This is a genomic window from Nonomuraea sp. NPDC050547, from assembly GCF_044457345.1.
Taxonomy (GTDB): Bacteria; Actinomycetota; Actinomycetes; order Streptosporangiales; family Streptosporangiaceae; genus Nonomuraea.
In genome coordinates this window covers 61,022-84,403 of the sequence record NZ_JBITGW010000004.1, presented here as the reverse complement: position 1 = coordinate 84,403, position 23,382 = coordinate 61,022, and the positions used below count along the sequence as shown (strand labels likewise).

Here is a 23,382-nt window from a genome sequence, read left to right as displayed (position 1 = left end):
CTGCACCGATGTCGCGCGCCTACTGGCAGCTGTGGACCTCATCCGGCCTGTCCAACCTCGCCGACGGCATACTCAAGGTCGCGCTGCCCCTGGTCGCGGTCCAGTTCACCCGCTCCCCGCCGCTCGTGGCGGGCCTCGCCGTCGCCGTCACCCTGCCCTGGCTCGTGTGCGCGCTACCGGCCGGCGCGCTCGTCGACCGCCTCGACCGCCGCCGCGCCATGCTCGCCGCCAACCTGACGCGCGCCGCGCTCCTGGCCGCCGTGACCGCCGCCGTCCTGCTCGGGTGGGGCTCCATCTGGCTCCTGTACGGCGCCGCCTTCCTCATCGGCACCGCCGAGACCGTCTACGACACCGCGGCCCAGTCGATCGTCCCCCAGATCGTCCCCCGCGAGCGCCTCACCCAGGCCAACGGCCGCCTCTTCGCCGCCGAGCTGACCGCCAACCAGTTCGTCGGCCCGCCACTCGCCGGCCTGCTGGCGGCCGCCGCCGCGGCACTCGCCTTCGCCACCCCCGCCGCCCTGTGGCTGCTGGCCGTCGCCGCCCTGTTCCTCGTGCGCGGCTCCTACCGCGTCGACCGCACCGAGCCCACCACCACCCTGCGCGCCGACATCGCGGCCGGGCTGCGCTACCTGTGGCGGCAGAAGGTGCTGCGCCGTCTGGCGGTGCTGACCGGCCTGTTCAACTTCGCGAGCAACGCCGCGACGGCCGTCCTCGTCCTGTACGCCACGGGCCCGATGCGCCTGCCGGAAGCCGGATACGGCCTGCTCCTGGGCACCATCGCCGCGGGCAGCCTGGTGGGCTCGCTGGCCGGCGCCTGGCTGGAGCGGCGGCTGGGCCGTACCCGGACACTCGTCCTGGCCCTGCCGGCCGGCGCGGTGCTCATCGGCGTCCCCGCGGCCACTACCAGCCCGTACCTCGTCGGCGCGGGCTTCTTCGTCGGCGGGATCGGCATCGTGGTGGCCAACGTGGTCATGGTCTCGCTACGCCAGCGCATCACCCCGGACGCGATGCTGGGCCGGGTCAACAGCTGCTACCGGCTGATCGCGTGGGGCACGATGCCGCTGGGGGCTCTCGTGGGCGGCCTGCTCGCGCAGCAGATCGGCCTGCGCCCCCTGTTCGCCGTCATGGCCGTCGTCGCACTGACCGGCCTGACCTGCGTACGCGCCCTCGACACCTAGCCATCCAGCTTTCGGAGCGCGGCCTCGATCCAGCCGTAGGCGATCGTCTGCTCCGCCGGCCAGGGCGTCTCCTGGATGATCGACACCAGCTCCCACAACCTGGCCGCCCGAGGATCGTGCTCGTCGAACGTGCGCAGCATCTCCTCCCGGCTCTGCCCCATGACCGCCAGAATCCGCTCGAGAACCACCGCCGACTCGGGCGAGCCGGGCTCGACGCCCGCCTGCGCCGCGGCCAGCCCCTCCCGCATGACCTGGGTGTTCGCCTCCTGCCAGGCCTCGATGTCGACGTCTCCCTCCCAGAAGTCCTTGCTCTGGCGGCGCAGGCTCTCCCGGTAGTCCTCGTCGGCGAGCAGGCCGGCCAGCTCCAGCCACGCGTCGAGCTGGACGGTGGTCGGCTCCTCGGGCAGTTCGGGGAGCATGCAGTCGCGCATGTCGGCCAGCCACTCGTGCCGGGCCTCGATGCCGCCGCCCACCTCGTCGACGAACTCGTCGAGCAGCAGCTCCATCTCCGCAGTCCCGACCCGGCTGAGCGCGTGCAGCCTGCGCAGATCGTCCTCGGCCGGATCGCCGTCCCTGCCGAGCGTCGCCCTGAGCACCGCCCTGGTCCGCTGGAGCGACTTGAGCTGGGTCTCGACCGCCTTGAGGTGCAGATCGAGCACGTTTCTCAGCCTGCGATCGCCGAGCGAGCGGATCGTGACCAGATCGACCCCGATCTCCCTCAGCGTACGGATCAGTTCCAGCCGGGCCCGGTCCTCGTCCCCGTAGATCCGGTAGCCGGAGGCGGTCCGTTCCCGCTCGGGCAGCACCCCCGAGTCGGAGTAGAAGCGAATCGTCTTGACGGGCATGCCGGTCAGCTTCGCCAGGCGGCCGATCGTGTAACTCATAATTCCCTTGAGTCTCCAGTTGCTGGAGACTTTAGCGTACCCGACATGGCGAAGAACAAGGTGGCCAGAGTCGTCACCATGCACCTCGAGGCCGGCGGGGCGAACCCGGCGAGCGTCGGCAAGGACCTCGGCCCGCTCGGCATCAACCTCATGGAGTTCTGCCGGCAGTACAACGCGCAGACCCAGGATCGGCGCGGCTTCGTGATCCCCGCGGTCATCACCGTCTACGAGGACCGGTCGTTCGAGTTCGCCACCAAGCAGCCGACCACCGCCTCGTTGATCCGGCGCGTCACCGGCCTCGACGGCGGCAGCCCGCGCCCGGGGCACGTGAACGGCGGCTCGATCACCCGCGCCCAGCTCCGCGAGGTCGCCCAGGCCAAACTCCCCGACCTCAACACCTCCGATCTCGACCAGGCCGAGAAGATCATCGCGGGTACGGCCCGCTCCATGGGCCTCACGGTCCGCGACTAGCTGCGTCGCGAGTGCTTTCGGCCCAGCCACTTGAGAATCGCCTGGTTGGCTTCTTCCGGCCTTTCTTGCTGGATCCAATGGCCGCAATCCAGGCTGACCACCTCCACGTTCGACACGAACTCCCGGGGCGAGCACCGGCCGCCCCGCTTCCTCGACGAACTCCAGGACGCGGTGATCCGCGGCGTGCAGGTGCGGCTCGGCTACGTCGACCGCGAAGGCGCCGAATCCGAGAGAACCGTCCACCCGCTGGGCATCGTCGCCAAAGGTCCGTCGTGGTACCTCGTCTCCCACACCGAGGCCGGCCGGCGGACCTTCAGGATCGATCGTGTGTCGTCCGCCGAGCCGACCGACGATCCCGTGCGCCGTCCCGAGGACTTCGACCTTGCAGAGAGCTGGCGTGAGATCGCCGACGAAGTCGACCGCAAGCGAACGCCTTTCGAGATCCAGGCGCTCTGCGCGCCCCAAGGGATAGGCCCGCTCCGGATAGGGTTCGGCGGCCGGCTCGAGGTGGGAGGTTCCACGACCGACGGCCGCGTCGAGGTCGTGATCCGCGGCCACGACGAGTACACGCTCGCCGGCGAGCTTTCCGGGCTGATCGAATGGCTTGAGGTGACCGGCCCCGCGAGTGTGCGGGACCACCTGGCCTCGATCGGCAACGCGCTCGTCGAGCGATACGGCTGAGACGGGCACGAGCGCTCGTCGAACGAGCACAGGAGCGTGAGGCTCAGGTCACCCCTGGCCGTACCGGCGCGCGAAGACCCTAGGTCCGCTCTACCTTCCTGAGGAGGAACACCACCACTCCGGCCAGCCCGAGCAGGACGGGGACGGCGATGGCCGAGGTCAGCCGCAACCCGTCGGCGAACGCGTCCCGGGCGAAGGCGACGAGCTCGTCACCGGCCGGCCCGGGAAGTGACCGGGCCACGGCCAGGGCGGCCGGCAGCGTTTCCGCGGCGGCGGGCGGGTGGCCGAAGGCGGTCTCCGTCATGCGGCCGTGGTAGACGGCGTTGACCAGGCTGCCGAGGAGGGCGATCCCCAGGGCGCCGCCCAGTTCCTGGGTGGTCTCCCCGGCCGCGGCGGCCGCGCCCGCCTGCGGGGGCGGAGCGGCACCCACGATCATGTCGATGCCCAGCCCCGACACCGGCATGAGCCCCGCGAACAGCAGAACCGACCCGGTCACCACGACCGGCGGCCCGGCCGACGCGTCCGCCTGAGTGAGCACGGCGAACCCGGCGGCGGCGACGACCAGCCCGGTCCCGATGATGGAGGCACGGTGAATCTTCCCCGCGAGCGCCGACGCGACGAAGATCGCGACGGTGCCCGCGATGACCAGGGGCAGCCCCCACAGCCCGGCCGTGAGCGGGGACAGGCCCAGCACCATCTGCATGTACTGGGCCATGAGGAACTGCGTGCCCAGCATGAAGATCACGGTGATGGTCAGCGTGCCCAGCGAAACGGTGAAGGCCCGGTTGGCGAACAACGACAGATCCAGCACCGGATGGGCGAGCCGCCGCTGCCGCCGTACGAACAGAACCCCGGCGACCAGCCCCAGCACGACGGCGACCGCGGGCACCGACGCGAAGCCGTCCTTGGCCATCTCCTTGATGCCGTACACCACCGCCAGGGCCGCCGTCAGCGACATCGCCGCGCTGGGCAGGTCCAGCCGGGCGGGCCGGGGGTCGCGGTACTCGGGCAGCAGGATCGGCCCGAGTACCACCAGCAGCACCATGACCGGCACCGCCGCCAGGAACACCGACCCCCACCAGAAGTACTCCAGCATCACGCCACCCACCAGCGGGCCTACGGCACCGCCCGCCATGAAGCTGGCCATCCAGACGGTGATCGCCGTTGTACGCTGCCGTGGATCGTGGAACATGACGCTGATCAGCGACAGGGTGGACGGGCCCAGCGCCGCCCCGGCGAGACCGAGCAACGCGCGGGCGGCGATCAGGGTCTCGGCGGTGGGCGCGTAGGCGGCCAGCACGGAGGCGGCCCCGAACGTGGCCGCCCCGACGAGCAGAACCCGCCGCCGCCCGATCCGGTCGCCCAGGGCGCCCATGGGGATCAGCGCGCCGGCGATGAGGAAGCCGTAGATGTCGGTGATCCAGAGCAGTTGGGGGGCGCTGGGATCGAGATCGGCGCTCAGTCGCGGCATGGCCAGGTGCAACACGCTCATATCGATCATCACGAGCATGGCGGGGAGCGCGAGAACGGCCAGCCCCGCCCACTGCTTCCACCCGGCCCGTGCGGTCTCCTTGGATGTGTCAGGCATGGCCGAGACCCTAGGAGCCGGGCTTACTGAAGGTAAGGACGTACCCTCAGGTAAGGCGCCTGCCCCGAAGGTAGGAAACCAGGAAGCGCCCGTCACGCCAGGCCCGGTGAGTGACGCATGTAACAAAAGCCGATGGCCCCCGGCTCTACGGCACTTGCCTCCTCAATACCGCACGCCCCTCCCCAGCGCCATAACTGTAGTGAAGAGTTCCATTCGCTTCATATCTCAGCGTCACAAGATCTTCGTCGCACATATCGGTGGACACGGAAAGACTTTCCTGCACCGAGAGTTCTCGCGACGAGACTTCATAGAGCCGGACGACACCCTGACACCTGAGCGACTCGTAGTGGACTTTCCCTATGGTCTCGCCAAGCCCACCCTGCCGTAGGAGAATCTCCACCGGAAATGGCGTTTTCATGTCTTCGTCGGCTACCAGTCCGACCCAAGTCCCGATGAAACGATCCGGGACCGCCGCCGAGGGAGACGTGGCAGCCCCGGTGGGTGTCGGCTCAGCGACTCCGGGAACCTCCATGGGTTCATGACGCTGCGTGGACGTGGGGGACGGCCCGCCCGCGACCACCCTCCGCCCCTTCTCGTCACCCGCGAAGCTCAAGATCGCGATGACGACCGAGAACAACGCGGCGGCAAGTCCGGCGATCTTCACCCAGGGCGGATCCCACGGCCGCTGCAAACGTCTGCGTCTGCTCACGTAGCACCTCAAACATGAGTTGCCAGGCCTTCGACCGGCATTCCTGGCGTCGGCCCTTGGTTAATGTGTCCGAGCCCGAACCAACTTAATGGGAATCCGCGAGAAGCCTGGCCCGAACGAGCAATCTCCCCCACGACAAATCGCCGCCTTTACCGCATACCGCCCCAGCCACCATTCCGGTGCAGACCCAATTACCACTTACTCGAAACTCGCCTCCCAACAGACGGGCCGCGCCACAGGGGCTGCCTAGTACCAGCGCGCGATCGTCGTCCTGGACGAGTACGCGACGTCAGCCGGACCGAGCGACCGGCACCCGCAAGCGTCGCCTGATACATCAGATTGGAGATCGCGCACTGAACCGGCTACTGCCGGGCGGCCCACGACCGGGTCAGGCCGGCGGGCGCGATCACTCCAGATAGACCGCCCCGACCTCGGCGGCTGTGAACGCCGGCAGTCTGGCTGCACCCAGCGCCGACAAGGGTCTACGTGACTCGCCGGGCCTCGCCCCACCCGACGCCGCGGATCCGACACCCCGGAGCCGGTCGCACACCGACCGGCTCGAACTGCTCCCACGCACACCGCTGCCCACCTTGCGGGCGAAAGCGCTCAAGGAAGGCAGCCCGAGCGGAGCGAGGTCCGGCGCGGGGTCGAGCCCCCGGCTCGACTGGAAGAACGCGTGGAGCGAAGCGGAACACGATGCCTTTAGTGGAGCGCGGCCACCGCGGACCGGGTGGATGCGCCGGTCAACGTGGAGAAGGCGTCGGTCAGGTTGTCCAGGAGGCGTTCGATGTGGGGCAGGGCCACCGGGTCTGCGCTTTCCAGGGCCAGCCAGCGTTCCTCGTCGCTTTCGCCGTACAACATGCTGGTCGCCGCGCGGAAGCGGAGCGCCTTGGGGTCGTCGCCGAAGTGGTGGCCGCCCAGTACCGCCACGCCCAGCCGGTCGAGCAGGTGGCGTTCGAGGGTGGCCGAGTCGCGTACGCCCATCGCGGCCAGTCTGCCGTGGATCGGGGAGAAGTCCGGGTAGACGTAGAAGCCTCCTGTCGGCGGGCGGCAGGCCGCGCCCGTTCCTGTCATCACCTCGTGTACGGCCGCCGCCACCGCCCCGTGCAGCCGCGTGCTGGCTGCCAGGTGCCGGCGCAGTTCCGGCGGTTCCGACAGCGCGTACCGTGCGACCTCCTGCATCGGACCCGCCAGGGACGACCAGATCTCGCTGGCCAGCCCGATGACCCGGCTCTGCAGCGCCAGCCCGTCGACCGTGTCGGGAAAGCGGGCGAATCCGATCCGCCATCCTCCGAGCGCCAGGCTCTTGCTGAGGCCGGAGGTGACGACGGTCCGGTCGGGCACGTACTCGGCCGGGCTGGTGATGTCCTCGCCGGGCGGGTGGACGATGTCGCGGTAGATCTCGTCGGAGATGACGAGCAGGTCCCAGTCGTCGGCGATCTCCGCCAGCCTGCGCACCACGGCGGCGGGCGCGTGTGTGCCGGTCGGGTTGTCGGGCAGGGTGAGCACGATGGAGCGGGGGCGCAGACCGGCTCGTCGTGCCGCCCGCAACGCGGGGACGAGCCGGTCCGGGTCGGGTACTCCGCCGCACTGGGGCGGCACGGGCACGCCGACGACCTCGCGTGCGAACAGCCGTGCTTGTGGCTCGTAGGTGACCCAGCAGGGCCGGGGCAGCACGACGGCTCCCGGCAGGGCCGCCATCAGGGCGAGCAGGACGGGTTTGCTGCCGGGGGCCATGACGACCTGGTCGGCGTGGGTGCGCAGGCCCCGGCGGGTGAAGTAGCCGGCGGCGGCTTCGCGGCAGTCGAGTTCGCCGCCGATCTGGCCGTAGCGGTTCCTGGCCGCGCCGGCGTGCAGCCGGTCGGCGAGGAAGTCGGGCACGGGCAGTTGCGATTCGCCGAACCCCAGGTGAATCAGCGGCTGCCCGGCCCGACGTCTGTGGTTGACGAGTTCGTCGAGGGCCAGATTGGGCGAGGGCGGGAAGGCATGGGCGCTCATATCGTCCCTAGGTCCGGCGACGTGCTCGGTGTGCCGCCGCGTGGGCGCGGTTTCCGCAGGTACGGCTGTCGCAGTACACCCGGCAGCGGTTGCGTGAGGCGTCCACGAAGACCCGGGAGCAACCGTCGGCGGCGCAGGTCCGCAGCCGGGTCTGCTCGCCGTGGACGAACAGGTACGCGAGGGCGAGCCCGCAGTCGGCGGTGAGTTGTTCTGCCACCGGCGCCTCCCCGGCGTGGTGCTGCAGGCGCAGCCGCTGGCCGTCGTACTCGGACAGCCGCAGGGTGAGCCTGGTCCGCCCGAGCAGCCTGTTGAGGCGCTCGACGCCCTGGTCGGGCGCGATGAAGACGTGGTGGAACTCCTCCCGCGAACCGCGCACGGCTTCGAGGTCGGCCCCGGTCAGCTCGTCGGGGTATCCGACCTGGCGGCGCTCGACGAGCGCGACCAGGTCGGCGACGGTGACGAGCTGCGTGTTGACCAGGTCGACCGCCGTGGCCAGCGAGCGGATCAGGTCTTGGCTGAACAGCATGCGTTCTCCCGGCCGGAGAGGAAGGATTAGGAGATGTACGTGAAGTACGACCGGAGGGCCGGCATGAGCACCTTGAGCGGCACCCGGCCGTAGACGCCGAGGGCGAGCAGCAGGTTGTAGCGCAGGTTCTGGCGCGGCATGCCGTGGCGTACGGCGGCGATGCCGCGCAGGGCGCTGACCTTGTCGTGCCAGTCGATGTTGAACGACACCGACGAGCTGAGTGAGGAGACCTGGTGCAGGGTGCCGGGCGGCATGTAGAAGAGGTCGCCGGCCTGGACGTGCGCCTCCATGACGCGTACGCCGCGGAAGTCGGGGTGGCGGTCGTAGTCGGGGTCTTCCGGGTTCACTTCGGCCCAGCGCCAGTTGTAGGTGTAGCAGCGGTCGCGGTCCTCGTTGGCGACCATGACGAAGCGCTTGCTGCCGTCGAGCTGGAAGAACAGGTTGTGGGTGAGCAGGGTGTCGAAGTGCAGCGTGGTGACGGCCTGCGAGGGGCCGACGAAGAATTGCGGGAAGACCGCCCAGTTGTCGCGGAAGAACGCGGGGAACAGGTGCCCGGGGAAGGGTTCGAGGTCCTGCCGCAGTTCGGGGATGAACGTGAGCAGCGGCACGTCGTGCAGGTACGCGGGCCGTTCCACGTCGTCGGATCCGCGCTGTTCCCAGGCGATGACCGTCTTGGAGTAGTCGTCGAGCCGGACGGTCGTGGTCTTGCCCTCGGCCACGCGCCCGGTCTTGAGCCGTACCGGCAGGTCGGGCGCGATCGAGGCGAGGTAGGGCAGCGACCAGCGCTGGGCGGCGGGAAGCTCGGCGAGGGCGCCGGGCATCAGGACCGGCTTCTTGTTGACGTACTCGGCGTAGAACTCCTCGGCGGAGAGCTGCGGCCGGACGTCAACCGGCGAGTACGGGCTTGTGATCGGCATGGCTCCTCCTGGTGGAGTCGGCGAGGATCGAACGGATCACGTCGAGCACGTAGCCGATGTCCTCTGGCTCGACTCCGTAGTGGGTCACGGCCCGGATCTGCCCGTGGCCGAGCTCGGCCAGTGCCACGCCCTGGGCCTGCGCGGCGGCGACGAACGTGGGGTTGTCCATGGTGAGGACGCGGAAGAAGACCATGTTGATGCCGGGCTCGGCGCGGTCGACCGCGATGCCTGGGATGGTGTCGAGGCCGTCGGCGAGCCGCCGGGCGCTCTCGTGGTCCTCGGCCAGCCGCCCGCTGTTCTCCAGGGCGACGATCGCGGCCGCTGCCAGTACGCCGGCCTGCCGCATCCCGCCGCCGAGCATCTTGCGCAGGCGGCGCACGTCGCGGATGAACGGCCCGGTCCCGACGGCCATCGAGCCGACCGGCGCGCCGAGCCCCTTGGACAGGCAGAACATGACGGAGTCCGCGTAGCCGGCCAGCTCGGCGACGGGCACGTCGGCGGCCAGCGCGGCGTTGAAGATGCGCGAGCCGTCCATGTGCACGGTCAGGCCGTTCTCCCGGGCGAAGTCCGTGACTTCGCGCAGGTACGCCGCGGGCAGCACCTTGCCGCCCCGGTGATTCTGCGGGTTCTCCAGGCAGAGCAGCGCGGGCAGGGCGAACTGCGGATCGTCGGAGTCGGGCGGGAAGGCGGCGGCGATGGCGTCGAGGTCCATCGTGCCGTCGAGCTTGTTGGGGATCGGGTGGTAGATCACTCCCCCGCATACCGAGGCCCCGCCGGCCTCGTACACGTAGATGTCGGATTCTTCGCCGACGATGACCTTCGAGCCGCGCGGGCAGTGGGTCATGATGCTGGCCAGGTTGCTCATGGTGCCGCTGGGCATGAAGCAGGCGGCCTCCTTGCCGAGCAGTCTCGCGGCCAGGACCTCCAGCGCGTTGACGGTCGGGTCCTCGCCGTAGACGTCGTCGCCGAGTTCGGCGGCCACCATCGCCTCCAGCATCCGCGGCGAGGGCAGGGTGAAGGTGTCGCTGCGCAGTTCGACTCGCCGCTTGGGGGAACTCACGTCGGCCTCCTAGCCGGGCGGGCGGTGCGGAAGAGGTGGGAGCCGCCGGCCAGCGCGGAGCATTCGCCGATCGCCTTTCCCAGCTTGGCGGTGTAGTCGGGGTCGGCCTCGTCGAGCAGGATGCCGAGCATGGTGCCGCTGTGCGCGGTGACGACGCCGAGGCCGCCGACGACGCCGCAGATGCCGAGCATGTCGCGGAGCATGCGCTTGGGGTGCATCCGCTGGTGCATGGCGGCGCTCCTGCTGGCCACGTGGCCGATCTCGGCGGTGTCGCCGGCCGGGACCGCGACGCGCAGCGTGTCCAGGAGCCGCTGGTACTCCTGCCGGGCGGAGTCGGAGAAACGCCGGTGGCCGCGGTTGAAGGCGACCGTGTCCACGCTGCCGCCCTCGTCGACGCCGACGATGGTCATGTCGGGAAGGTGGCCGAGGCGTTCGAGGAGCCGTACGTCGCGGTGGCGGAAGGCCACGGTGCCCGGGTACATCACGCCGTCGGACGGCTCGATCCTCCGCATCAGCTCCTCGATCTCGCCCGGTGTGGGCAGTTCGCCGAGCGCCCGGCCCACGGCCCACGCCGTGGCCACGAGGTCGGCGGAGGAGCTGGCCAGCCCTTTGCCGATGGGCAGGTCGGTGTCGACGTGGAGGTCGCCGCCGCCGCGGTAGCCGCGGAACGTGAGCATCGAGCGGGCCAGCGACCTGGCCTTCTTCCGGTCTCCGGGGACCACCCGGATGTCGGTGGTCCGCCGGTCGTAGCGGAAGCGGGCGGTGCTGCCCGCCTCGATCGGCAGGGTGACCAGGAAGTCCACCTGCGGGTCCGCCAGTGCGCCTTGGAGCAGTTCGCCGAAGGTGCCGCACGCCTGTCCGGTTCCGAGAGTCTCGGAGATCGCCGGCACCTCTACGTGGATCGACACCGTTATTCCCAGGGGTTGTTGGCGGAGCGCGATACCAGAAGCCGGAGAGTCCGAGTCAATTTGGCGGTGAACATGGCCTGCGTCTCCTTCGCCTCACCCGTATTGGGCTGGTTCCTGTGGATCAACTGGCCTCAGGCTCAAGCGGGCGGGCATCGTCCCACTACCGTTTCGCTATCGCCCCGAACGCGCGGCGATAGTCGCAGGTCACAGTGGGTTTGGGGGGTAGGTTGCAAGATCCGGCTATCCGGTACGGCGGGCCGTACTCCTGCTGTGGACCAGGTCGAAGACGGCGGCGGCGAGCGCCACGGCGACGAAGGCGATGACCACCACGAGCCCGTGCCGGAACGCCGAGGGCCACCCGGCGTGGAGCGCGCCGAAGAAGATCGATCCGGTGGCGGCGATGCCGAAGGCGGAGCCGAGCCGCTGGCCGGTCTGGAGCACGCCGGCGGCGCTGCCGCCGTGGACCGGTGGCACCTCCGACAGGCTGATCGCCTGGTTGGGCGCGATCACGAGCCCGCTGCCGAGTCCGGCGATCAGCAGGGTCGGCGCGTTGGCCCAGCCGAGTTCGGGCCCGGTCCAGATTCCGGTGACCACGATGGTGGCGGCGAGTCCGGCGATGACGACGGCGAGGCCGACGGCGACGAGCAGCCGCCCGGCCCGCCCGACCAGGCGTCCGCCGGCGATGGCGGCCAGGGAGGAGCCGATGGCGAACGGGGTGATGGCCAGCCCTGCCTGGAGCGGGGTGTAGTGCAGGCCGTTCTGCAGGTAGAGGGTGTAGATGAAGAAGATGCCGGTGAATCCGGCGAAGTAGAACAGGGCGATGACGGCGCCGAGGCTGTAGGAGTGTTTGGCGAACAGGCCGAGCTGGATCAGCGGCTCACGCTTGTAGCGGCGTTCCCAGGCGACGAAGAGCGCCAGTACGGCCAGCGCGGCGGGCACGAGCAGCCACTTGACCTGTCCCTCCCACTGGTGCTGCTGCACGAATGGCAGGAGCAGGCCGAACACGCCGATTCCGAGCAGCAGCACGCCGACGGGATCCATGCTCTCCTGGCGCCCCTTCACGCCGGGCGGCAGCAGCTTCCAGGCCAGCGGCAGCAGGATGACGCCGATCGGCAGGTTGACCAGGAACACCCACCGCCAGCCTTCCTCGTGGCCGAACGCGGTGACGAGCGCGCCGCCGATCGTGGGCCCGGCCGCGGTCGCGATGCCCATCGTGGCGCCGAACGCGCCGAAGGCCCTGCCACGTTCCTGGCCCTGGAACATCTGCTGGATCAGCCCGGACACCTGCGGGTTGAGCATGCCGGCCGCGACGCCCTGGACCAGCCGGGCGGCGATCAGCAGCGGCATGGTGGGCGCGAAACCGCAGGCGGTGCTGGCCAGCGTGAACAGGGCGACGCCGACCATGAACACGGCCCGCCGGCTGCGCGCGTCGCCGAGCCGTCCGGCGGGCACGAGCAGCAGCCCGAACGTGAGCGCGTACCCGGACAGCGTCCACTGCAGGCCGTCCTCACCGGCGTGCAGGCTCTCCTGGATGGACGGCAGCGCCACGTTGACGATGCTCACGTCGAGGCCGGACATGAACGCGGCCGTCAAGCAGACACCCAGGGCGGGCAGTCGTCTCACGCTGGGCCTGTGTCCGCCACAGACCAGGGGAAACCTGACATTCTCTCCGTTGGCTGAGCCGTGAGGTTGGCCTTACCGCCGGGCGGCAAGGTTCGACAGGTGAGCTCACGACAGCATGGACTGCAGGCGGTTCTCGGGCCGCTGAGCAGGGCGGCCGTCTTCACCGTGGCGACGGTGAAGCACGACGCCGCGGCCCGCGAGGCGGTCAGGGCGCTCTGCGGCGACCTGGCGGCGCTGCGGCGCACGGTCGGCTTCCGCAGTCTGGACGGCGATCTGTCCTGCGTGCTCGGTATCGGCGCCGAGGCGTGGGACCGGTGGTTCGACCTGCCGCGTCCGGCCATGTTGCGCCCGATGCCCGAGGTGCGCGGCGTCCACCACGCGCCCTCGACGCCCGGTGACCTGCTGCTGCACCTGCGGGCCGGACGCATGGACCTCTGCTTCGAGCTGGCCGCGCTGATCATGGACCGGCTGTCGGGCGCGCTGTCGGGCGTGGACGAGGTGCACGGCTTCCGCTACTTCGACGCCCGCGACCTGCTCGGCTTCGTGGACGGCACGGAGAACCCCGAGGACGATCTGGCCGCCGACTCGGTGCTGATCGGCGAGGAGGACCCGCTGTTCGCCGGCGGCACGTACGTCACCGTGCAGAAGTACGTGCACGACCTGGCCGCCTGGAACGCGTTGCCCGTCGAGCACCAGGAGCGCGTCATCGGCCGTACCAAGCTGGCCAACGTCGAGCTGGACGACCAGACCAAGCCGACCTGGGCGCACAACGCGCTGACCGTCATCGAGGAGGACGGCAGGGAGCTGAAGATCGTGCGGGACAACATGCCGTTCGGCAACGCCGCGGCCGGCGAGTTCGGCACCTACTTCATCGGCTACTCCAGGACCCCTGACGTCATCGACCGGATGATCACGAACATGTTCGCCGGCGACCCTCCCGGCAACTACGACCGGATCCTGGACTTCTCCACCGCCCTGACCGGCTCGACCTATTTCGTCCCGACGCCCGACCTGCTCGAACGGCTGGCCGAACCGCAGGCGCCGGGCGCTCTGGAGATCGGCAGCCTCAAAGGAGTCCCGCAGTCATGAACAACCTGCACCGCGAGCTCGCCCCGATCTCCGACGCCGCCTGGGCGCAGATCGAGGAGGAGGTGGCCCGCACGTTCAAGCGCAACCTCGCCGGCCGCCGCGTGGTCGACACCCACGGCCCGACCGGCGCCGACAGCTCTGCCGTCGGAACCGGCCACGTCACCGGGATCCAGCCGCCCGGCGACGGCGTCGAGGCCCGGCAGCGGGGTGTGGCGGCGCTGGTGGAGCTGCGCCGGCCGTTCGAGCTGAGCCGTGAAGCGATCGACGACGTCGAGCGCGGTTCCGGCGACTCCGACTGGCAGCCCGCCAAGGACGCCGCGACCGCGCTCGCCATCGCCGAGGACCGCGCGATCTTCCAGGGGTACGGCGCCGCCGGCATCACCGGCATCGTCCCGGCCAGCTCGCACCGCCCGATCCCGCTGCCTGCCGAGTTCACCGGCTACCCGGAGGCGATCGCCCAGGCGCTCAGCGCCCTGCGGGTGGCCGGCGTGGACGGGCCGTACACGGTCCTGCTGGGCCCGGAGGCGTACACGGGCGTCACCGAGACCAGCGACCACGGCTACCCGGTGCGCTCGCACATCGAGCGGATGGTGGACGGCGACATCATCTGGGCGCCCGCGCTCGCCGGAGCACTGGTGCTGACCACCCGCGGCGGCGACTACGACCTGCACCTGGGCGAGGACCTGTCGATCGGCTACCTGTCGCACACCGCCGACACGGTGACGCTCTACCTGCAGGAGTCGTTCACGTTCCTGCCCTTCACGAGCGAGGCGGCGGTCCCGCTCGCCCAGCGCCAAGGGTGACGGGCAGGGCGGTGAGCCGCACGCCCATGATGCCGCCGTAGGTGCTCTGGCGCAGCTCGTCGTAGGGTACGGCGAGCCGGGCGTCGGGGAAGTCGGCGGCCAGGACGTCGGCCACCGCGCGCAGTTCGAGCTGGGCGAGCTGGGCCCCGACGCAGAAGTGCGCGCCGGCGCCGAACGTGAGGTCGGGGCCGGGCTCGCGGCCGGGATCGGTGTTGATGCCCTGGATGTCCACCAGGACGGGCGAGCGGGCGGGCACACGCTCCCCGGCGAGCTCGATCTCAGCGGTGGTGAACCGCCAGAGCGTGTAGGGCGCGGGCGGGTGGTCACGCAACGTCTCGCGCACGAGATCGTCCCCGACGGACGGAGTGGCGAGCGCGCGGGCGACCAGGAAGCCGAGCGCGGCGTCGGTGGTGAGCTGGCCGGCGAAGATCAGCCCGAAGAGGTAGTAGAGAAGCTGCTCGCGGGTGGTGCCCTCGGGCACGCGCTCGCGCAGTTCGGCGGCGAGCCCGCCGCGCTCGCCGTCCAGTCCCGCCTCGGCCAGCCGGGCGAGCTCGGCCATCGCGCGGCCCTGCGCGCCCGGCTCGGGGTCGAACATCAGCTTGCACGCCTCCGTCGCCTGCTCCACCCGGTCGAGCGGGATGCCGAGCAGGTCGAGCAGGACGGTGAGCGGGTAGCGGACGGTGAATCCGGCCATCAGGTCGACCGGCTGCGGCCCGCCGGCGAGCTCGGTCAGCAGTTCGCGGGCCAGTTCGTGGACGCGATCGGACTGCGCGGCGATCCGCCTGGCGTTGAGCAGCGGGGCGTGGGCGCGGCGCAGCTCGGTGTGGGCGGGTCCGTCGAGCGTGGTGAGGGACGGCCGCGCGGCCGCGGCCGGTTCGAGCCCGGCGCGCCGCGGGTCCCAGCTCTCCGGCGCGTTGGCCGGGTCCTTGGCGATGTCGGGATGGGCCAGCACCTCGCGGGCCAGGTTCTCCTCGGTCACGATCCACACCGAGCCGCCGGAGGGCGCGGCCACCTTCACGATCGGCCCCGCGGCGCGCAGCGCTTCGCGGGCGGGGTCGGGGTCGGCGAGGCCGCGCGTGCTCGGGGCGAAGGGGTCGATCATCGGCACTCCAGAGGTCGCAGATATACCTCCACCATAAAGTATCTCTATCGTGAAGTCATCTTCCGTAGGCGGCCAGAAAGACGCGCACCCCCTCGTCGGCGTAGTGGTGCAGTTCCTTCTCCTCGTAGAGCGCCGCCTCGACCGGCAAGGACATCGCCCTGTTCAGCGGGATCGACAACACCAGCCAGTTGAAGTGCTGGGCCGCCAGCAGCGGGTCCGGCACGTTGAGCAGCCCGCGCCGCCCGAGCGCCTCGAACCACCCGGCGAACAGCGCGCTCGATCGCACCGGCCCGTTCTCGTACCAGGCACGAGCCAGGTCGGGGAAGCGGTCCGCCTCGCCGATGAGGACGCGGCGCATGCGGAGCAGATGCGGCTGCATGACCACGGCCAGGTGCGTGCGGGCGTACTCCCGCAGGTCGCGTTCCAGGTCGTCGGTGCCGGGCATGGCGGCTTCGAGCGGGTGCACCTCGACCTCGATCCGCGAGATGTCGAGGGTGATCAGCTCGGTGAACAGCCGTTGCTTGTCGGCGAAGTGCTTGTAGACGGTCTGCTTGGAGACCTCGGCCATCGCGGCGATCTCGTCCATGCTGGTGCCCGCGTAGCCGTTGCGCAGGAAGAGGGTGCGCGCGGCGTCGACGATCGCGCGACGCTTCTGGGCGGTGCGTCCGGTGTCCATGACGGAATAGTACTGGACGGTCCAGTACCGAAGCGAGTACTGTACCGTCCAGTACCGGAGCCGAGGAGATGAACATGCCCACCCTGAAGACCCCCGACGGCACGCTGCACTACGAGGTGCGCGGCCAGGGACCGCTCGTCGTCCTGTTCGGCGCGCCGATGGACGCCGGGGCGTTCGCGTCGCTGGCCGACCTGCTGGCCGATGAGTACACGGTGCTGACCACCGACCCCCGCGGCATCCACCGCAGCGTGCTCGACGACCCCGGGCGAGACTCCACCCCCGCCCTCCGCGCCGCGGACCTCTCCCTGCTCCTCGCCGAGGTCGACGCGGGCCCCGCGGTCGTGTTCGGCAGCAGCGGCGGCGCCGTGAGCGTGCTCGCCCTCGCCCAGGCCCACCCCGAGCGGGTACGCGCGGTGATCGCGCACGAGCCGCCCCACTACACGCAGCTGCCCGACCGCGAGAAGCTCGACGCCCGCATGGAGGACATGATCGCCGCCTACGCCGCAGGCGACACCGCGACCGCATGGGCGATCTTCTTCGAGAACGCCGACATCCACCTGCCGGAGGGCGCCCTGGAGCACATGTTCCCCGCCGAGCCCGACCCCCAGTACGTCGCCGACGAGCGCTACTCCTACCTGCACATGATGCGCGGCACCGTCCGCTGGGAACCCGACGTCGCCGCGCTGCGCGACGGACCGGTCCGTGTGCTGGTCGGGCTGGGCGAGGACTCCACCGGCCAGCTCTGCGACCGCGCCTCCAGGGCGCTGGCCACCTCGATCGGCACCGAGCCCACGATGTTCCCCGGCGGGCACGTCGCCTGGACGGAGGACGCGGAGGGCTTCGCCGTACGGCTGCGCGAGGTCCTCCGCGCCCTCTGACTTCCGCCGGGTTACGGCGGGCGGAAAAGAAACGGTAAGAACGGTCCGGCAGAGTTACCTCATCGAACCGAGAACAACCCCCGAAAGAGGACGCCGGACATGCGTAAGCTCATCGAGTCCACCTTCATGACCATCGACGGAGTCATCAGCTCGCCCGAGAAGTGGAGCACTCCCTACTGGGACGAGAACTATGCCGGATACGCCGCCGACCTGCTGTACGGCGCCGACGCCCTGCTGCTCGGCCGGGAGACCTACGAGGGCTTCGCCGAGGTCTGGCCGCTGATGGAGGCGTCCGAGGGCGAGTACGCCGTGCGGATGAACGCCCTGCCCAAGTACGTGGCCTCCAGGACCCTGAAGGAGACCAAGTGGAACGCCACCCTCATCGAGGGCGACGTGGCCGAGACGGTCGCCAAGCTGAAGCAGGAGCCCGGCCAGAGCATCCTGAAGTACGGCACCGGCGAGCTCGACCGCACGCTGCTGGAGCACAAGCTGGTGGACGAGTACCACCTCTGGGTCATGCCGGTCATCGGCGGTGAGGGCACCCGGGTGTTCGAGGGCCTGGACATCACCCACCTGGACTTCGTGAAGTCGACGCCGCTGAGCTCGGGCGTCCAGGTGCTCGTCTACAAGCCCAAGGCATAGCCCGCCGCTTGGGCGAATCCGGCAGCGTTGCTGGCTTTGCCCCGAACCGGTCGCGGCAACGACCTTCCCATGAAGGTCATGCCGCGCTCCGTTCGGGGCCGGGTGACGTTGGCCGCCACGTTCGCGGCCGCGATCGCGCTGGGCGCCGCCGCGGCCATCCTCGCCATGACCATCCCCCGCACGCTCGAAGCCCAGCTCGCCGCCCGGGTGAACCAGGCCGTGCAGGCGCAGGCCGCCGACGCCCGCCGCGGCGACCTGCCCGCCGAGCTGTCCACCCCGCCCGGCATCGACCTCCTGCAGGTCATCGCCGCCGACGGCGCCGTCCTCGGCACCTCGACGCAGGCCGGCGACCAGAACCGATTCGCCGCCCTGCCCACCCCGGCGCCGGAACGCCTCACCACCACCTACGGCCGGCCCGATCTGCCCGAGGCGAGCGAGGAGTACTACATCGCCGCCCTGCGCACCACCACCCCCAGCGGCCCGATCACCGTGTACGGCGCCGAGGACGTCTCCGCCACCCGGGAGGCGATCCGCCTGCTCTACTTCACGCTCGCCGTCGCCCTGCCCGCGCTGCTGTTCATGGTCGGCCTGGCCGCCTGGACCGCGGTCGGCCAGGCCCTGCGCCCGGTCAAGCGGATACGCACCCAGCTCGCCGCCATCACCGCCGGTGACCTGGGGCAACGGGTGACCGTGCCGGGGACGGGCGACGAGATCGCCACCCTGGCCGCCGCCACCAACGACACCCTCGCCCGCCTCGAACGCTCCGCCGAGACCCAGCGCCACTTCGTCAGCGACGCCTCGCACGAACTGCGCAGCCCGATCACCGCGCTGCGCACCCAGCTGGAGCTGGCCGTCGCCTACCCGGCGGACACCGACTGGCCCGAGGTGGGCGCCCGTTCGCTCGAAGCCGTCGACCGGCTGTCGGGGATCATCGACGAGCTGCTGATGATGGCCAGGCTGGACGCGGGAGCCGTACCGGACAGAAGGCGGGTGGACCTCGGCGAGCTGGCGCGCGAACAGGCGGACCGGCGGGCGGGCGTCCACGCGGAGGCCCCGGACGGCGCCTTCGTGGACGGCTCCCCCATCCAGCTCGACCGGCTGCTGACGAACCTGCTCGACAACGCCGAGCGCCACGCCCGCTCGCGCGTCGACGTGGCGGTCGCCGTGGACGGCGGCGAGGTGGTGCTGACCGTCACCGACGACGGCAACGGCATCGCCCCGCAGGACCGGGAGCGGGTCTTCGAGCGCTTCACCCGCCTGCGGGAGGGACGCGAGCGCGACCAGGGCGGCAGCGGGCTCGGGCTGGCGCTGTCGCGGCAGATCGCCTCGGTCCACGGGGGCAGCCTCGCGATCACCGATCACGGGCCCGGCGCGCAGTTCCGCGCCGTCTTCCCGCTGGCGCCGTAGGGGCTCAGTCGTCCAGACCGCGGGCGACTCGCGCCGTAGGGGCTCAGTCGTCCAGGCCGCGGGCGCTGAGGGCCTCGCCGAGCGCGTCGGCGTGCCGCAGCGCTCCCACCACCAGCGGTACGGCGAAGGCCCGCACGCTCCACGACACCCCGCGCGCCCGCTGCGCCTCCCTGACCCGGCGCGCGAGGTCGGTGAGCAGGGGCACGCTGCGCAGGGTGAGCGTGAGCATGAGCGAGACCCGGAACGGGTCCACCCGCACCAGCCGCAGCGGCGCGAGCCCGCGCTCCAGGGCGGCGAGCATCACCGAGGCGGGCGTGGTGAGCGTGACCAGCCCGGCCAGTGCGACCATGAGCACCACGCGCATCGTCGTGACCGTCGCGGCCGGCAGGTCGGCCAGCAGGAGCTGGGTGACGAACAGCGCGAGCGCGAACCAGCGCACCGGCCGGATCTGCCCCCAGGCGGCCGCCGGGCGTACCCGGGCCACCGCGTACAGAGCCAGGACGACGGCGGTCGCGCCGGCCAGCGCCGCCGGGGTCTGGAGCAGGACCAGCACCGTGCATCCGGCGGCCAGTCCGAGCAGCTTGAGACCGGTCATGCCATCAGGTCCCTGTAGTGGTCGAGCGCTGCCTCCGGCGCGCCGTCGGCGACGAGTTTGCCCTGGTCGAGCACAAGAACCCGGTCGAAGTCCGCCAGCAGCGCGAGGTCGTGGCTGACGACCACGAGCTGCTGGGGAAGCTCACGCAGGATGCGCGCCACCTGGCGGGAGTTGCGCAGGTCGAGCAGGGTGGTGGGCTCGTCCATGACGAGGATGTCGGGTTCGAGGACCAGCACGGAGCACAGGGCGAGCAGTTGCTTCTGGCCGCCGGAGAGCTGGTGCGCGGGGTGGTCGGCGTGGGCGGCCAGGCCGTAGCGCGACAGCACCTCCTCCACCAGCGCGGCCACCTCCGCCTTCGGCAGGCCCCTGCGGCGCAGGGAGAAGGCCACGTCCTCGGCGACCGTCGGCATCACGATCTGCGCGTCGGGGTCGGTGAACAGGAATCCGACCCGGCGCCTGATCTTGGCCGCCTCGCGGCGGGTGTCCATGCCCAGGACGCGGACGGTGCCGGTGGTGGGCAGGGCCAGGCCGTTCAGGAGGCGGGCGAAGGTGCTCTTGCCGGAGCCGTTGGCCCCGGCCACGCCGATCCGCCGCTCGGACAGGGTCAGCGTCAGGCCGTCCAGGACCTCGCGCTCCGCCAGCCGTACGCCGACGCCGCTCAGCTCGATCATCTACACCACCTCGAACAACGCCGCGACCCCGAGACCGCCGCCGACCGCGGCCGTCGCCAGCCCCAGCGTGCCACGCGGCGCGCCCGCGCCCACCAGCCGGTGGAACAGGCGGGTGACCACGACCGCGCCGCTGGCCCCCCACGGATGGCCGAGGGCGAGGGCTCCGCCGTCGGCGCAGACGCGCGTGCGGTCGGCGCCCAAGGGGTCGAGGCCGAGCGCGTCGGTCACCGCGAGCACCTGCGCGGCGAACGCCTCCACGATCTCCACCGCCGCCACCTGCCCGAGCTCGGCCCCGGCCCGCCGCAGCACCCGCCGTACGGCCGGCACCGGCCCCCAGCCGGGCAGCTCCGGGTCGCATCCCACGACGGAACCGGCCACCAGCCGCAGGCCCGGCAGCCCCAGCCGCTCGTCCACGACGGCCACCGCCGCCGCGCCGTCGCTGATCGGCGAGGAGTTGCCCGCGGTGACCGTGCCGCCGGGCACGAACGCCGCCGGCAGCCTGGCCAGCGACCGCTCCCGCAGGACGCGCGGCCGCTCGTCGGTCTCCCGCTCGCCGACCGCGACGATCTCCCCCGTGAAGTCACCGGCCAGCGCCTTGGCGTGGCTGTCGATCGCGTAGGCGTCCTGACGCTCGCGGCCGACGCCGCGGGCGCGCGCCAGCGCCTCGGCGGCGGGTCCCATGTCGGGGTCCGGATGCCCGTCCGGGGTGAACGGCGCCCGCTCGTACGGCTGCGCCGCCCCCCGTCGCGTGCGCAGCGGAGCGGTCGAGGCGCTCTCGGCCCCGCCGGCGATCACGAACTCCGCCTCACCGGCGCTCACCGCCTGCCCGGCCAGCAGGATCGCGGCCAGGCCGCTGCCGCACTGCCGGTCGACGGTCAGACCGGGCACCTCGTGCCCGAACCCGGCGGCCAGCGCCGAGACGCGGGCCAGGTTCCCGCCGGGGCCCATGCAGTTGCCGAGCACCACGTCGTCCACGTCCCGGTACCCGCCGGCCGCCTTGCGCACGTCGGCGAGCACCGCCGCGAGCACCGGGGCGGCGAGCCGGTCGGCGGTGAGGGTCTTGAAGGCGTGCCCTGCCGTACCGATCGGGGTACGCCGGGCGGCCACCACCACCGGCCTCACGCCAGCCTCCTGAAGCCGGTCAGCGTCTCGGCGATCAGCGCCCTGGCCGGTTTGCCGGTGGGGGTGCGCGGCAGGGTGTCGGCCGCGTACCAGCGTCTCGGCCGTTGCACCCGGTCCAGTCCCGCGCGGGCGGCGGCTTCCAGGTCGGCCCGCCGTACCGGGCCCTCGACCACCGCGCACACGAGCGCGCCCAGGTCGGGGTGCGGCGCGCCGACGACGACCGCGTCCGCCACGCCCGGCACCCGCCGCAGCACCGCCTCGACGTCCTCGGGCACGACGGTCGCGCCGCCGGTCTGGATCGCGCCGTCGCCCCTGCCGCGCACCCGCAGAACCCCGCCCGGCCGGTACGGCTCCGCCAGGTCGCCGACCGTGGCCCAGCCCGCGGCGTCCCGGCGCAGCGGGCCGGCGGCGCCCGCCAGGTAGCCGTCGGCCACCCAGGGCGAACGCACCCACACCTCGCCCGCCCTGACCTCGATCTCCACCTCGGGGAAGGCGCGCATGCCGGTGCCGTCGGCGTCGGCGGCGACGAAGGAGAGCTCGCTCGACCCGTAGTAGGACAGCACCCGGAGGCCGCCGGCCTGGGCGCGTTCGCGGGCGGCGGGGTCGAGCGCGGCGCCGCCGACGAGGGCCACGCGCAGGGAGTCGGGCTTGGGCAGAACCTCCTGGAGCTGGTGGGGTACCAGGTGGACCGCGGTGGCCGCGTCGAGGTGCTCCAGGGACCACCGGCCGGGGACGATCGCCGTCGCGCCGGCGCCCAGGGCGTGGGCGGCGGCGAAGGCGTACAGGGAGGTGACGAGCGGACCCGGGATCAGCACCACGTCTTCACCGCCGATGCCGGACAGGCGGCCGAGGTGCCGGAAGGAGTCGGTCCAGGAGGCCCGCGAACGGACCACCGCACGCGGCCGCCCGGTGCTGCCGGAGGTGAAACAGGCCCACCCGCCCTCGGCCGGAGGAGCGGGTGGGAGGTCCGCCAGCAGGCGGGCGGCGCGGTCGTCGCAGACCAGCGGCGTGATCCCCGCCAGGTCGGCGGCGAGCGCCTGGGTGAGGGCGGCCACCGGGTCCTTCACGCTGATCACGGCGGGACCGGCGGTGGCACGCACGTCGCGCGCCTTGATCCGCTCGGCCAGTTCCGCGTAGGTGACCTCCTCCTCCGGGCCGACGAGCGCGACCCTGTCGGGGTCGCGCGCGGCGTGCTCCAGGACGTGTGCCGCTACCGCCACGTGTGCCGCTCCTGCCAGATGGCCGGCACGGCGTCGGGGTAGGCCCGCTGGACGCCCCTCGCGACGAAGGCGGCGAGCACCGCCTTGATCAGGTCGCCGGGCAGGAACACCGTGCTGAGCAGCATCGTCTTGCCCAGGGGGATGCCGGTGACCAGCGCCTGCACGGGCACGCCGCACAGGTAGATCACCCCGATGCCGCCGGCGACGCAGGCCAGCAGCAGCCGGACGATGCCCGGCTTGCGCCCGCCGCGTTGCACGATCCAGCCGGTGAGGGCGGCGCCGGGGATCCAGCCGATCAGGTAGCCGGCCGAGGCGGCGGCGAACACCCCCAGCCCGCCCCGTCCGCCCGCCAGCAGCGGCAGGCCGACCGCGACGAGCACGAGCAGCACGGTCACCGCCAGCGCCGCCCGCCAGGTGCCCAGAATGGCACCGGCGAGCATGACGCCGAAGGTCTGCAGAGTGATCGGCACGGCGTTGCCGAAAACGTTGAGCGTGCCCGGTAGTCCGAGCACGGCGATGAGCGCGGCGAACACGCTCACCCTCGCCAGGTCTCCCGCGTTCTTCATGGCATCGATCCCACATCACATTCCGGCGATCCAGGTATGGAGGTATACGACAAGATCCACCCCGAGGA

General features: G+C 71.5%; 24 protein-coding genes. 8 read left to right on the top strand and 16 right to left on the bottom strand.

Features of this window, described 5'->3' with window-relative positions; all coding sequences use genetic code 11:
- Window positions 1–8: 8 nt before the first annotated feature.
- Complete coding sequence (locus ACIBHY_RS11225; RefSeq protein ID WP_397252354.1) at window positions 9–1,178, top strand: MFS transporter; 1,170 nt, start codon at window positions 9–11, stop codon at window positions 1,176–1,178.
- Here ACIBHY_RS11225 and ACIBHY_RS11220 read toward each other — a convergent pair.
- Window positions 1,175–2,062: a MerR family transcriptional regulator gene (locus ACIBHY_RS11220; protein ID WP_397306619.1), complete on the bottom strand. Its 888-nt coding sequence runs from the start codon at window positions 2,060–2,062 to the stop codon at window positions 1,175–1,177. The genes ACIBHY_RS11225 and ACIBHY_RS11220 overlap by 4 nt on opposite strands.
- Window positions 2,063–2,107: 45 nt before the next feature.
- Between ACIBHY_RS11220 and rplK the strand changes: the two genes are divergently transcribed.
- Together rplK and ACIBHY_RS11210 are read left to right on the top strand one after the other, a co-directional pair.
- Window positions 2,108–2,533, top strand: a complete 426-nt coding sequence (rplK, locus tag ACIBHY_RS11215) for a 50S ribosomal protein L11 (protein WP_397306618.1) — start codon at window positions 2,108–2,110, stop codon at window positions 2,531–2,533.
- 30 nt (window positions 2,534–2,563) lie between these two features.
- Window positions 2,564–3,214, top strand: a complete 651-nt coding sequence (locus ACIBHY_RS11210; protein ID WP_397306617.1) for a helix-turn-helix transcriptional regulator — start codon at window positions 2,564–2,566, stop codon at window positions 3,212–3,214.
- Window positions 3,215–3,293: 79 nt separating this feature from the next.
- Here the strand turns inward: ACIBHY_RS11210 and ACIBHY_RS11205 are convergent, their stop codons facing one another.
- The 8 genes from ACIBHY_RS11205 to ACIBHY_RS11170 form a co-directional block, all read right to left on the bottom strand.
- Window positions 3,294–4,802, bottom strand: coding sequence for an MFS transporter (locus ACIBHY_RS11205; RefSeq protein ID WP_397306616.1), 1,509 nt, complete (start codon window positions 4,800–4,802; stop codon window positions 3,294–3,296).
- Between the two features lie 145 nt (window positions 4,803–4,947).
- Window positions 4,948–5,466, bottom strand: coding sequence for a hypothetical protein (locus tag ACIBHY_RS11200; RefSeq protein WP_397252350.1), 519 nt, complete (start codon window positions 5,464–5,466; stop codon window positions 4,948–4,950).
- A gap of 747 nt (window positions 5,467–6,213) precedes the next feature.
- Window positions 6,214–7,509, bottom strand: coding sequence for a pyridoxal phosphate-dependent aminotransferase (locus ACIBHY_RS11195; protein ID WP_397252349.1), 1,296 nt, complete (start codon window positions 7,507–7,509; stop codon window positions 6,214–6,216).
- 7 nt (window positions 7,510–7,516) lie between these two features.
- A complete protein-coding gene (locus tag ACIBHY_RS11190) occupies window positions 7,517–8,035 on the bottom strand; it encodes a CGNR zinc finger domain-containing protein (protein ID WP_397252348.1) in 519 nt (172 codons plus the stop codon).
- Between the two features lie 26 nt (window positions 8,036–8,061).
- Complete coding sequence (locus ACIBHY_RS11185) at window positions 8,062–8,952, bottom strand: cupin-like domain-containing protein (protein WP_397252347.1); 891 nt, start codon at window positions 8,950–8,952, stop codon at window positions 8,062–8,064.
- On the bottom strand, window positions 8,921–10,012 hold the full coding sequence (ltaE, locus tag ACIBHY_RS11180; RefSeq protein WP_397252345.1) for a low-specificity L-threonine aldolase: 1,092 nt from the start codon (window positions 10,010–10,012) through the stop codon (window positions 8,921–8,923). Before ltaE ends, ACIBHY_RS11185 begins: the two co-directional genes overlap by 32 nt.
- Window positions 10,009–10,920 carry a hypothetical protein gene (locus ACIBHY_RS11175; protein ID WP_397306615.1) on the bottom strand — a complete coding sequence of 304 codons (912 nt, stop codon included), beginning with the start codon at window positions 10,918–10,920 and terminating at the stop codon, window positions 10,009–10,011. Before ACIBHY_RS11175 ends, ltaE begins: the two co-directional genes overlap by 4 nt.
- A gap of 240 nt (window positions 10,921–11,160) precedes the next feature.
- Window positions 11,161–12,543 carry an MFS transporter gene (locus tag ACIBHY_RS11170; protein WP_397306614.1) on the bottom strand — a complete coding sequence of 461 codons (1,383 nt, stop codon included), beginning with the start codon at window positions 12,541–12,543 and terminating at the stop codon, window positions 11,161–11,163.
- A gap of 99 nt (window positions 12,544–12,642) precedes the next feature.
- Between ACIBHY_RS11170 and ACIBHY_RS11165 the strand changes: the two genes are divergently transcribed.
- Both ACIBHY_RS11165 and ACIBHY_RS11160 read left to right on the top strand, forming a co-directional pair.
- Entirely contained in the window at window positions 12,643–13,632 is a 990-nt protein-coding gene (locus ACIBHY_RS11165) for a Dyp-type peroxidase (protein ID WP_397252342.1), read from the top strand.
- Window positions 13,629–14,435, top strand: a complete 807-nt coding sequence (locus tag ACIBHY_RS11160) for a family 1 encapsulin nanocompartment shell protein (protein WP_397252341.1) — start codon at window positions 13,629–13,631, stop codon at window positions 14,433–14,435. The genes ACIBHY_RS11165 and ACIBHY_RS11160 overlap by 4 nt, the downstream gene beginning before the upstream one ends.
- On the opposite strand, the gene ACIBHY_RS11155 is transcribed toward ACIBHY_RS11160, so the two are convergent.
- Together ACIBHY_RS11155 and ACIBHY_RS11150 are read right to left on the bottom strand one after the other, a co-directional pair.
- The gene (locus ACIBHY_RS11155) at window positions 14,392–15,537 is read right to left on the bottom strand and encodes a cytochrome P450 (protein WP_397252340.1); all 1,146 of its coding nucleotides are present in this window, start codon (window positions 15,535–15,537) and stop codon (window positions 14,392–14,394) included. The two genes, ACIBHY_RS11160 and ACIBHY_RS11155, sit on opposite strands and share 44 nt — an antisense overlap.
- A gap of 55 nt (window positions 15,538–15,592) precedes the next feature.
- Window positions 15,593–16,213 (bottom strand): TetR/AcrR family transcriptional regulator, encoded by a 621-nt coding sequence (locus tag ACIBHY_RS11150; RefSeq protein WP_397252339.1) that lies wholly within the window; start codon window positions 16,211–16,213, stop codon window positions 15,593–15,595.
- Window positions 16,214–16,287: 74 nt separating this feature from the next.
- On the opposite strand from ACIBHY_RS11150, the gene ACIBHY_RS11145 reads away from it, so the two are divergent.
- From ACIBHY_RS11145 to ACIBHY_RS11135, 3 genes are all read left to right on the top strand, one after another.
- Window positions 16,288–17,091, top strand: a complete 804-nt coding sequence (locus tag ACIBHY_RS11145) for an alpha/beta fold hydrolase (protein WP_397252338.1) — start codon at window positions 16,288–16,290, stop codon at window positions 17,089–17,091.
- A gap of 99 nt (window positions 17,092–17,190) precedes the next feature.
- Window positions 17,191–17,733, top strand: coding sequence for a dihydrofolate reductase family protein (locus ACIBHY_RS11140; protein WP_397252337.1), 543 nt, complete (start codon window positions 17,191–17,193; stop codon window positions 17,731–17,733).
- Between the two features lie 78 nt (window positions 17,734–17,811).
- Window positions 17,812–19,140 carry a sensor histidine kinase gene (locus tag ACIBHY_RS11135; protein WP_397252336.1) on the top strand — a complete coding sequence of 443 codons (1,329 nt, stop codon included), beginning with the start codon at window positions 17,812–17,814 and terminating at the stop codon, window positions 19,138–19,140.
- A gap of 43 nt (window positions 19,141–19,183) precedes the next feature.
- On the opposite strand, the gene ACIBHY_RS11130 is transcribed toward ACIBHY_RS11135, so the two are convergent.
- Genes ACIBHY_RS11130 through ACIBHY_RS11110 form a run of 5 tightly spaced genes read right to left on the bottom strand, consistent with a single transcriptional unit; the run spans window position 19,184 to window position 23,314 of the window.
- Complete coding sequence (locus ACIBHY_RS11130) at window positions 19,184–19,735, bottom strand: energy-coupling factor transporter transmembrane component T family protein (protein ID WP_397252335.1); 552 nt, start codon at window positions 19,733–19,735, stop codon at window positions 19,184–19,186.
- On the bottom strand, window positions 19,732–20,406 hold the full coding sequence (locus ACIBHY_RS11125; RefSeq protein ID WP_397306613.1) for an energy-coupling factor ABC transporter ATP-binding protein: 675 nt from the start codon (window positions 20,404–20,406) through the stop codon (window positions 19,732–19,734). The genes ACIBHY_RS11130 and ACIBHY_RS11125 overlap by 4 nt, the downstream gene beginning before the upstream one ends.
- Entirely contained in the window at window positions 20,407–21,528 is a 1,122-nt protein-coding gene (locus ACIBHY_RS11120; RefSeq protein WP_397252333.1) for a thiolase family protein, read from the bottom strand. It abuts the gene before it with no gap.
- Window positions 21,525–22,748 (bottom strand): class I adenylate-forming enzyme family protein, encoded by a 1,224-nt coding sequence (locus ACIBHY_RS11115; protein WP_397252332.1) that lies wholly within the window; start codon window positions 22,746–22,748, stop codon window positions 21,525–21,527. Before ACIBHY_RS11115 ends, ACIBHY_RS11120 begins: the two co-directional genes overlap by 4 nt.
- Entirely contained in the window at window positions 22,739–23,314 is a 576-nt protein-coding gene (locus tag ACIBHY_RS11110; RefSeq protein ID WP_397252331.1) for a biotin transporter BioY, read from the bottom strand. Before ACIBHY_RS11110 ends, ACIBHY_RS11115 begins: the two co-directional genes overlap by 10 nt.
- Between the last annotated feature and the right edge of the window lie 68 nt (window positions 23,315–23,382).

Coding starts and splice junctions, on each gene's coding strand:
- ACIBHY_RS11145 (WP_397252338.1), top strand. CDS start 16,288: ATGCCCACCCTGAAGACCCCCGACGGCACGCTGCACTACGAGGTGCGC.
- ACIBHY_RS11195 (WP_397252349.1), bottom strand. CDS start 7,509: ATGAGCGCCCATGCCTTCCCGCCCTCGCCCAATCTGGCCCTCGACGAA.
- ACIBHY_RS11130 (WP_397252335.1), bottom strand. CDS start 19,735: ATGACCGGTCTCAAGCTGCTCGGACTGGCCGCCGGATGCACGGTGCTG.
- ACIBHY_RS11125 (WP_397306613.1), bottom strand. CDS start 20,406: ATGATCGAGCTGAGCGGCGTCGGCGTACGGCTGGCGGAGCGCGAGGTC.
- ACIBHY_RS11150 (WP_397252339.1), bottom strand. CDS start 16,213: ATGGACACCGGACGCACCGCCCAGAAGCGTCGCGCGATCGTCGACGCC.
- ACIBHY_RS11220 (WP_397306619.1), bottom strand. CDS start 2,062: ATGAGTTACACGATCGGCCGCCTGGCGAAGCTGACCGGCATGCCCGTC.
- ACIBHY_RS11135 (WP_397252336.1), top strand. CDS start 17,812: ATGCCGCGCTCCGTTCGGGGCCGGGTGACGTTGGCCGCCACGTTCGCG.
- ACIBHY_RS11185 (WP_397252347.1), bottom strand. CDS start 8,952: ATGCCGATCACAAGCCCGTACTCGCCGGTTGACGTCCGGCCGCAGCTC.
- ACIBHY_RS11140 (WP_397252337.1), top strand. CDS start 17,191: ATGCGTAAGCTCATCGAGTCCACCTTCATGACCATCGACGGAGTCATC.
- ACIBHY_RS11155 (WP_397252340.1), bottom strand. CDS start 15,537: ATGATCGACCCCTTCGCCCCGAGCACGCGCGGCCTCGCCGACCCCGAC.
- ACIBHY_RS11160 (WP_397252341.1), top strand. CDS start 13,629: ATGAACAACCTGCACCGCGAGCTCGCCCCGATCTCCGACGCCGCCTGG.
- rplK (WP_397306618.1), top strand. CDS start 2,108: ATGGCGAAGAACAAGGTGGCCAGAGTCGTCACCATGCACCTCGAGGCC.
- ACIBHY_RS11225 (WP_397252354.1), top strand. CDS start 9: ATGTCGCGCGCCTACTGGCAGCTGTGGACCTCATCCGGCCTGTCCAAC.
- ACIBHY_RS11205 (WP_397306616.1), bottom strand. CDS start 4,802: ATGCCTGACACATCCAAGGAGACCGCACGGGCCGGGTGGAAGCAGTGG.
- ACIBHY_RS11190 (WP_397252348.1), bottom strand. CDS start 8,035: ATGCTGTTCAGCCAAGACCTGATCCGCTCGCTGGCCACGGCGGTCGAC.
- ACIBHY_RS11110 (WP_397252331.1), bottom strand. CDS start 23,314: ATGAAGAACGCGGGAGACCTGGCGAGGGTGAGCGTGTTCGCCGCGCTC.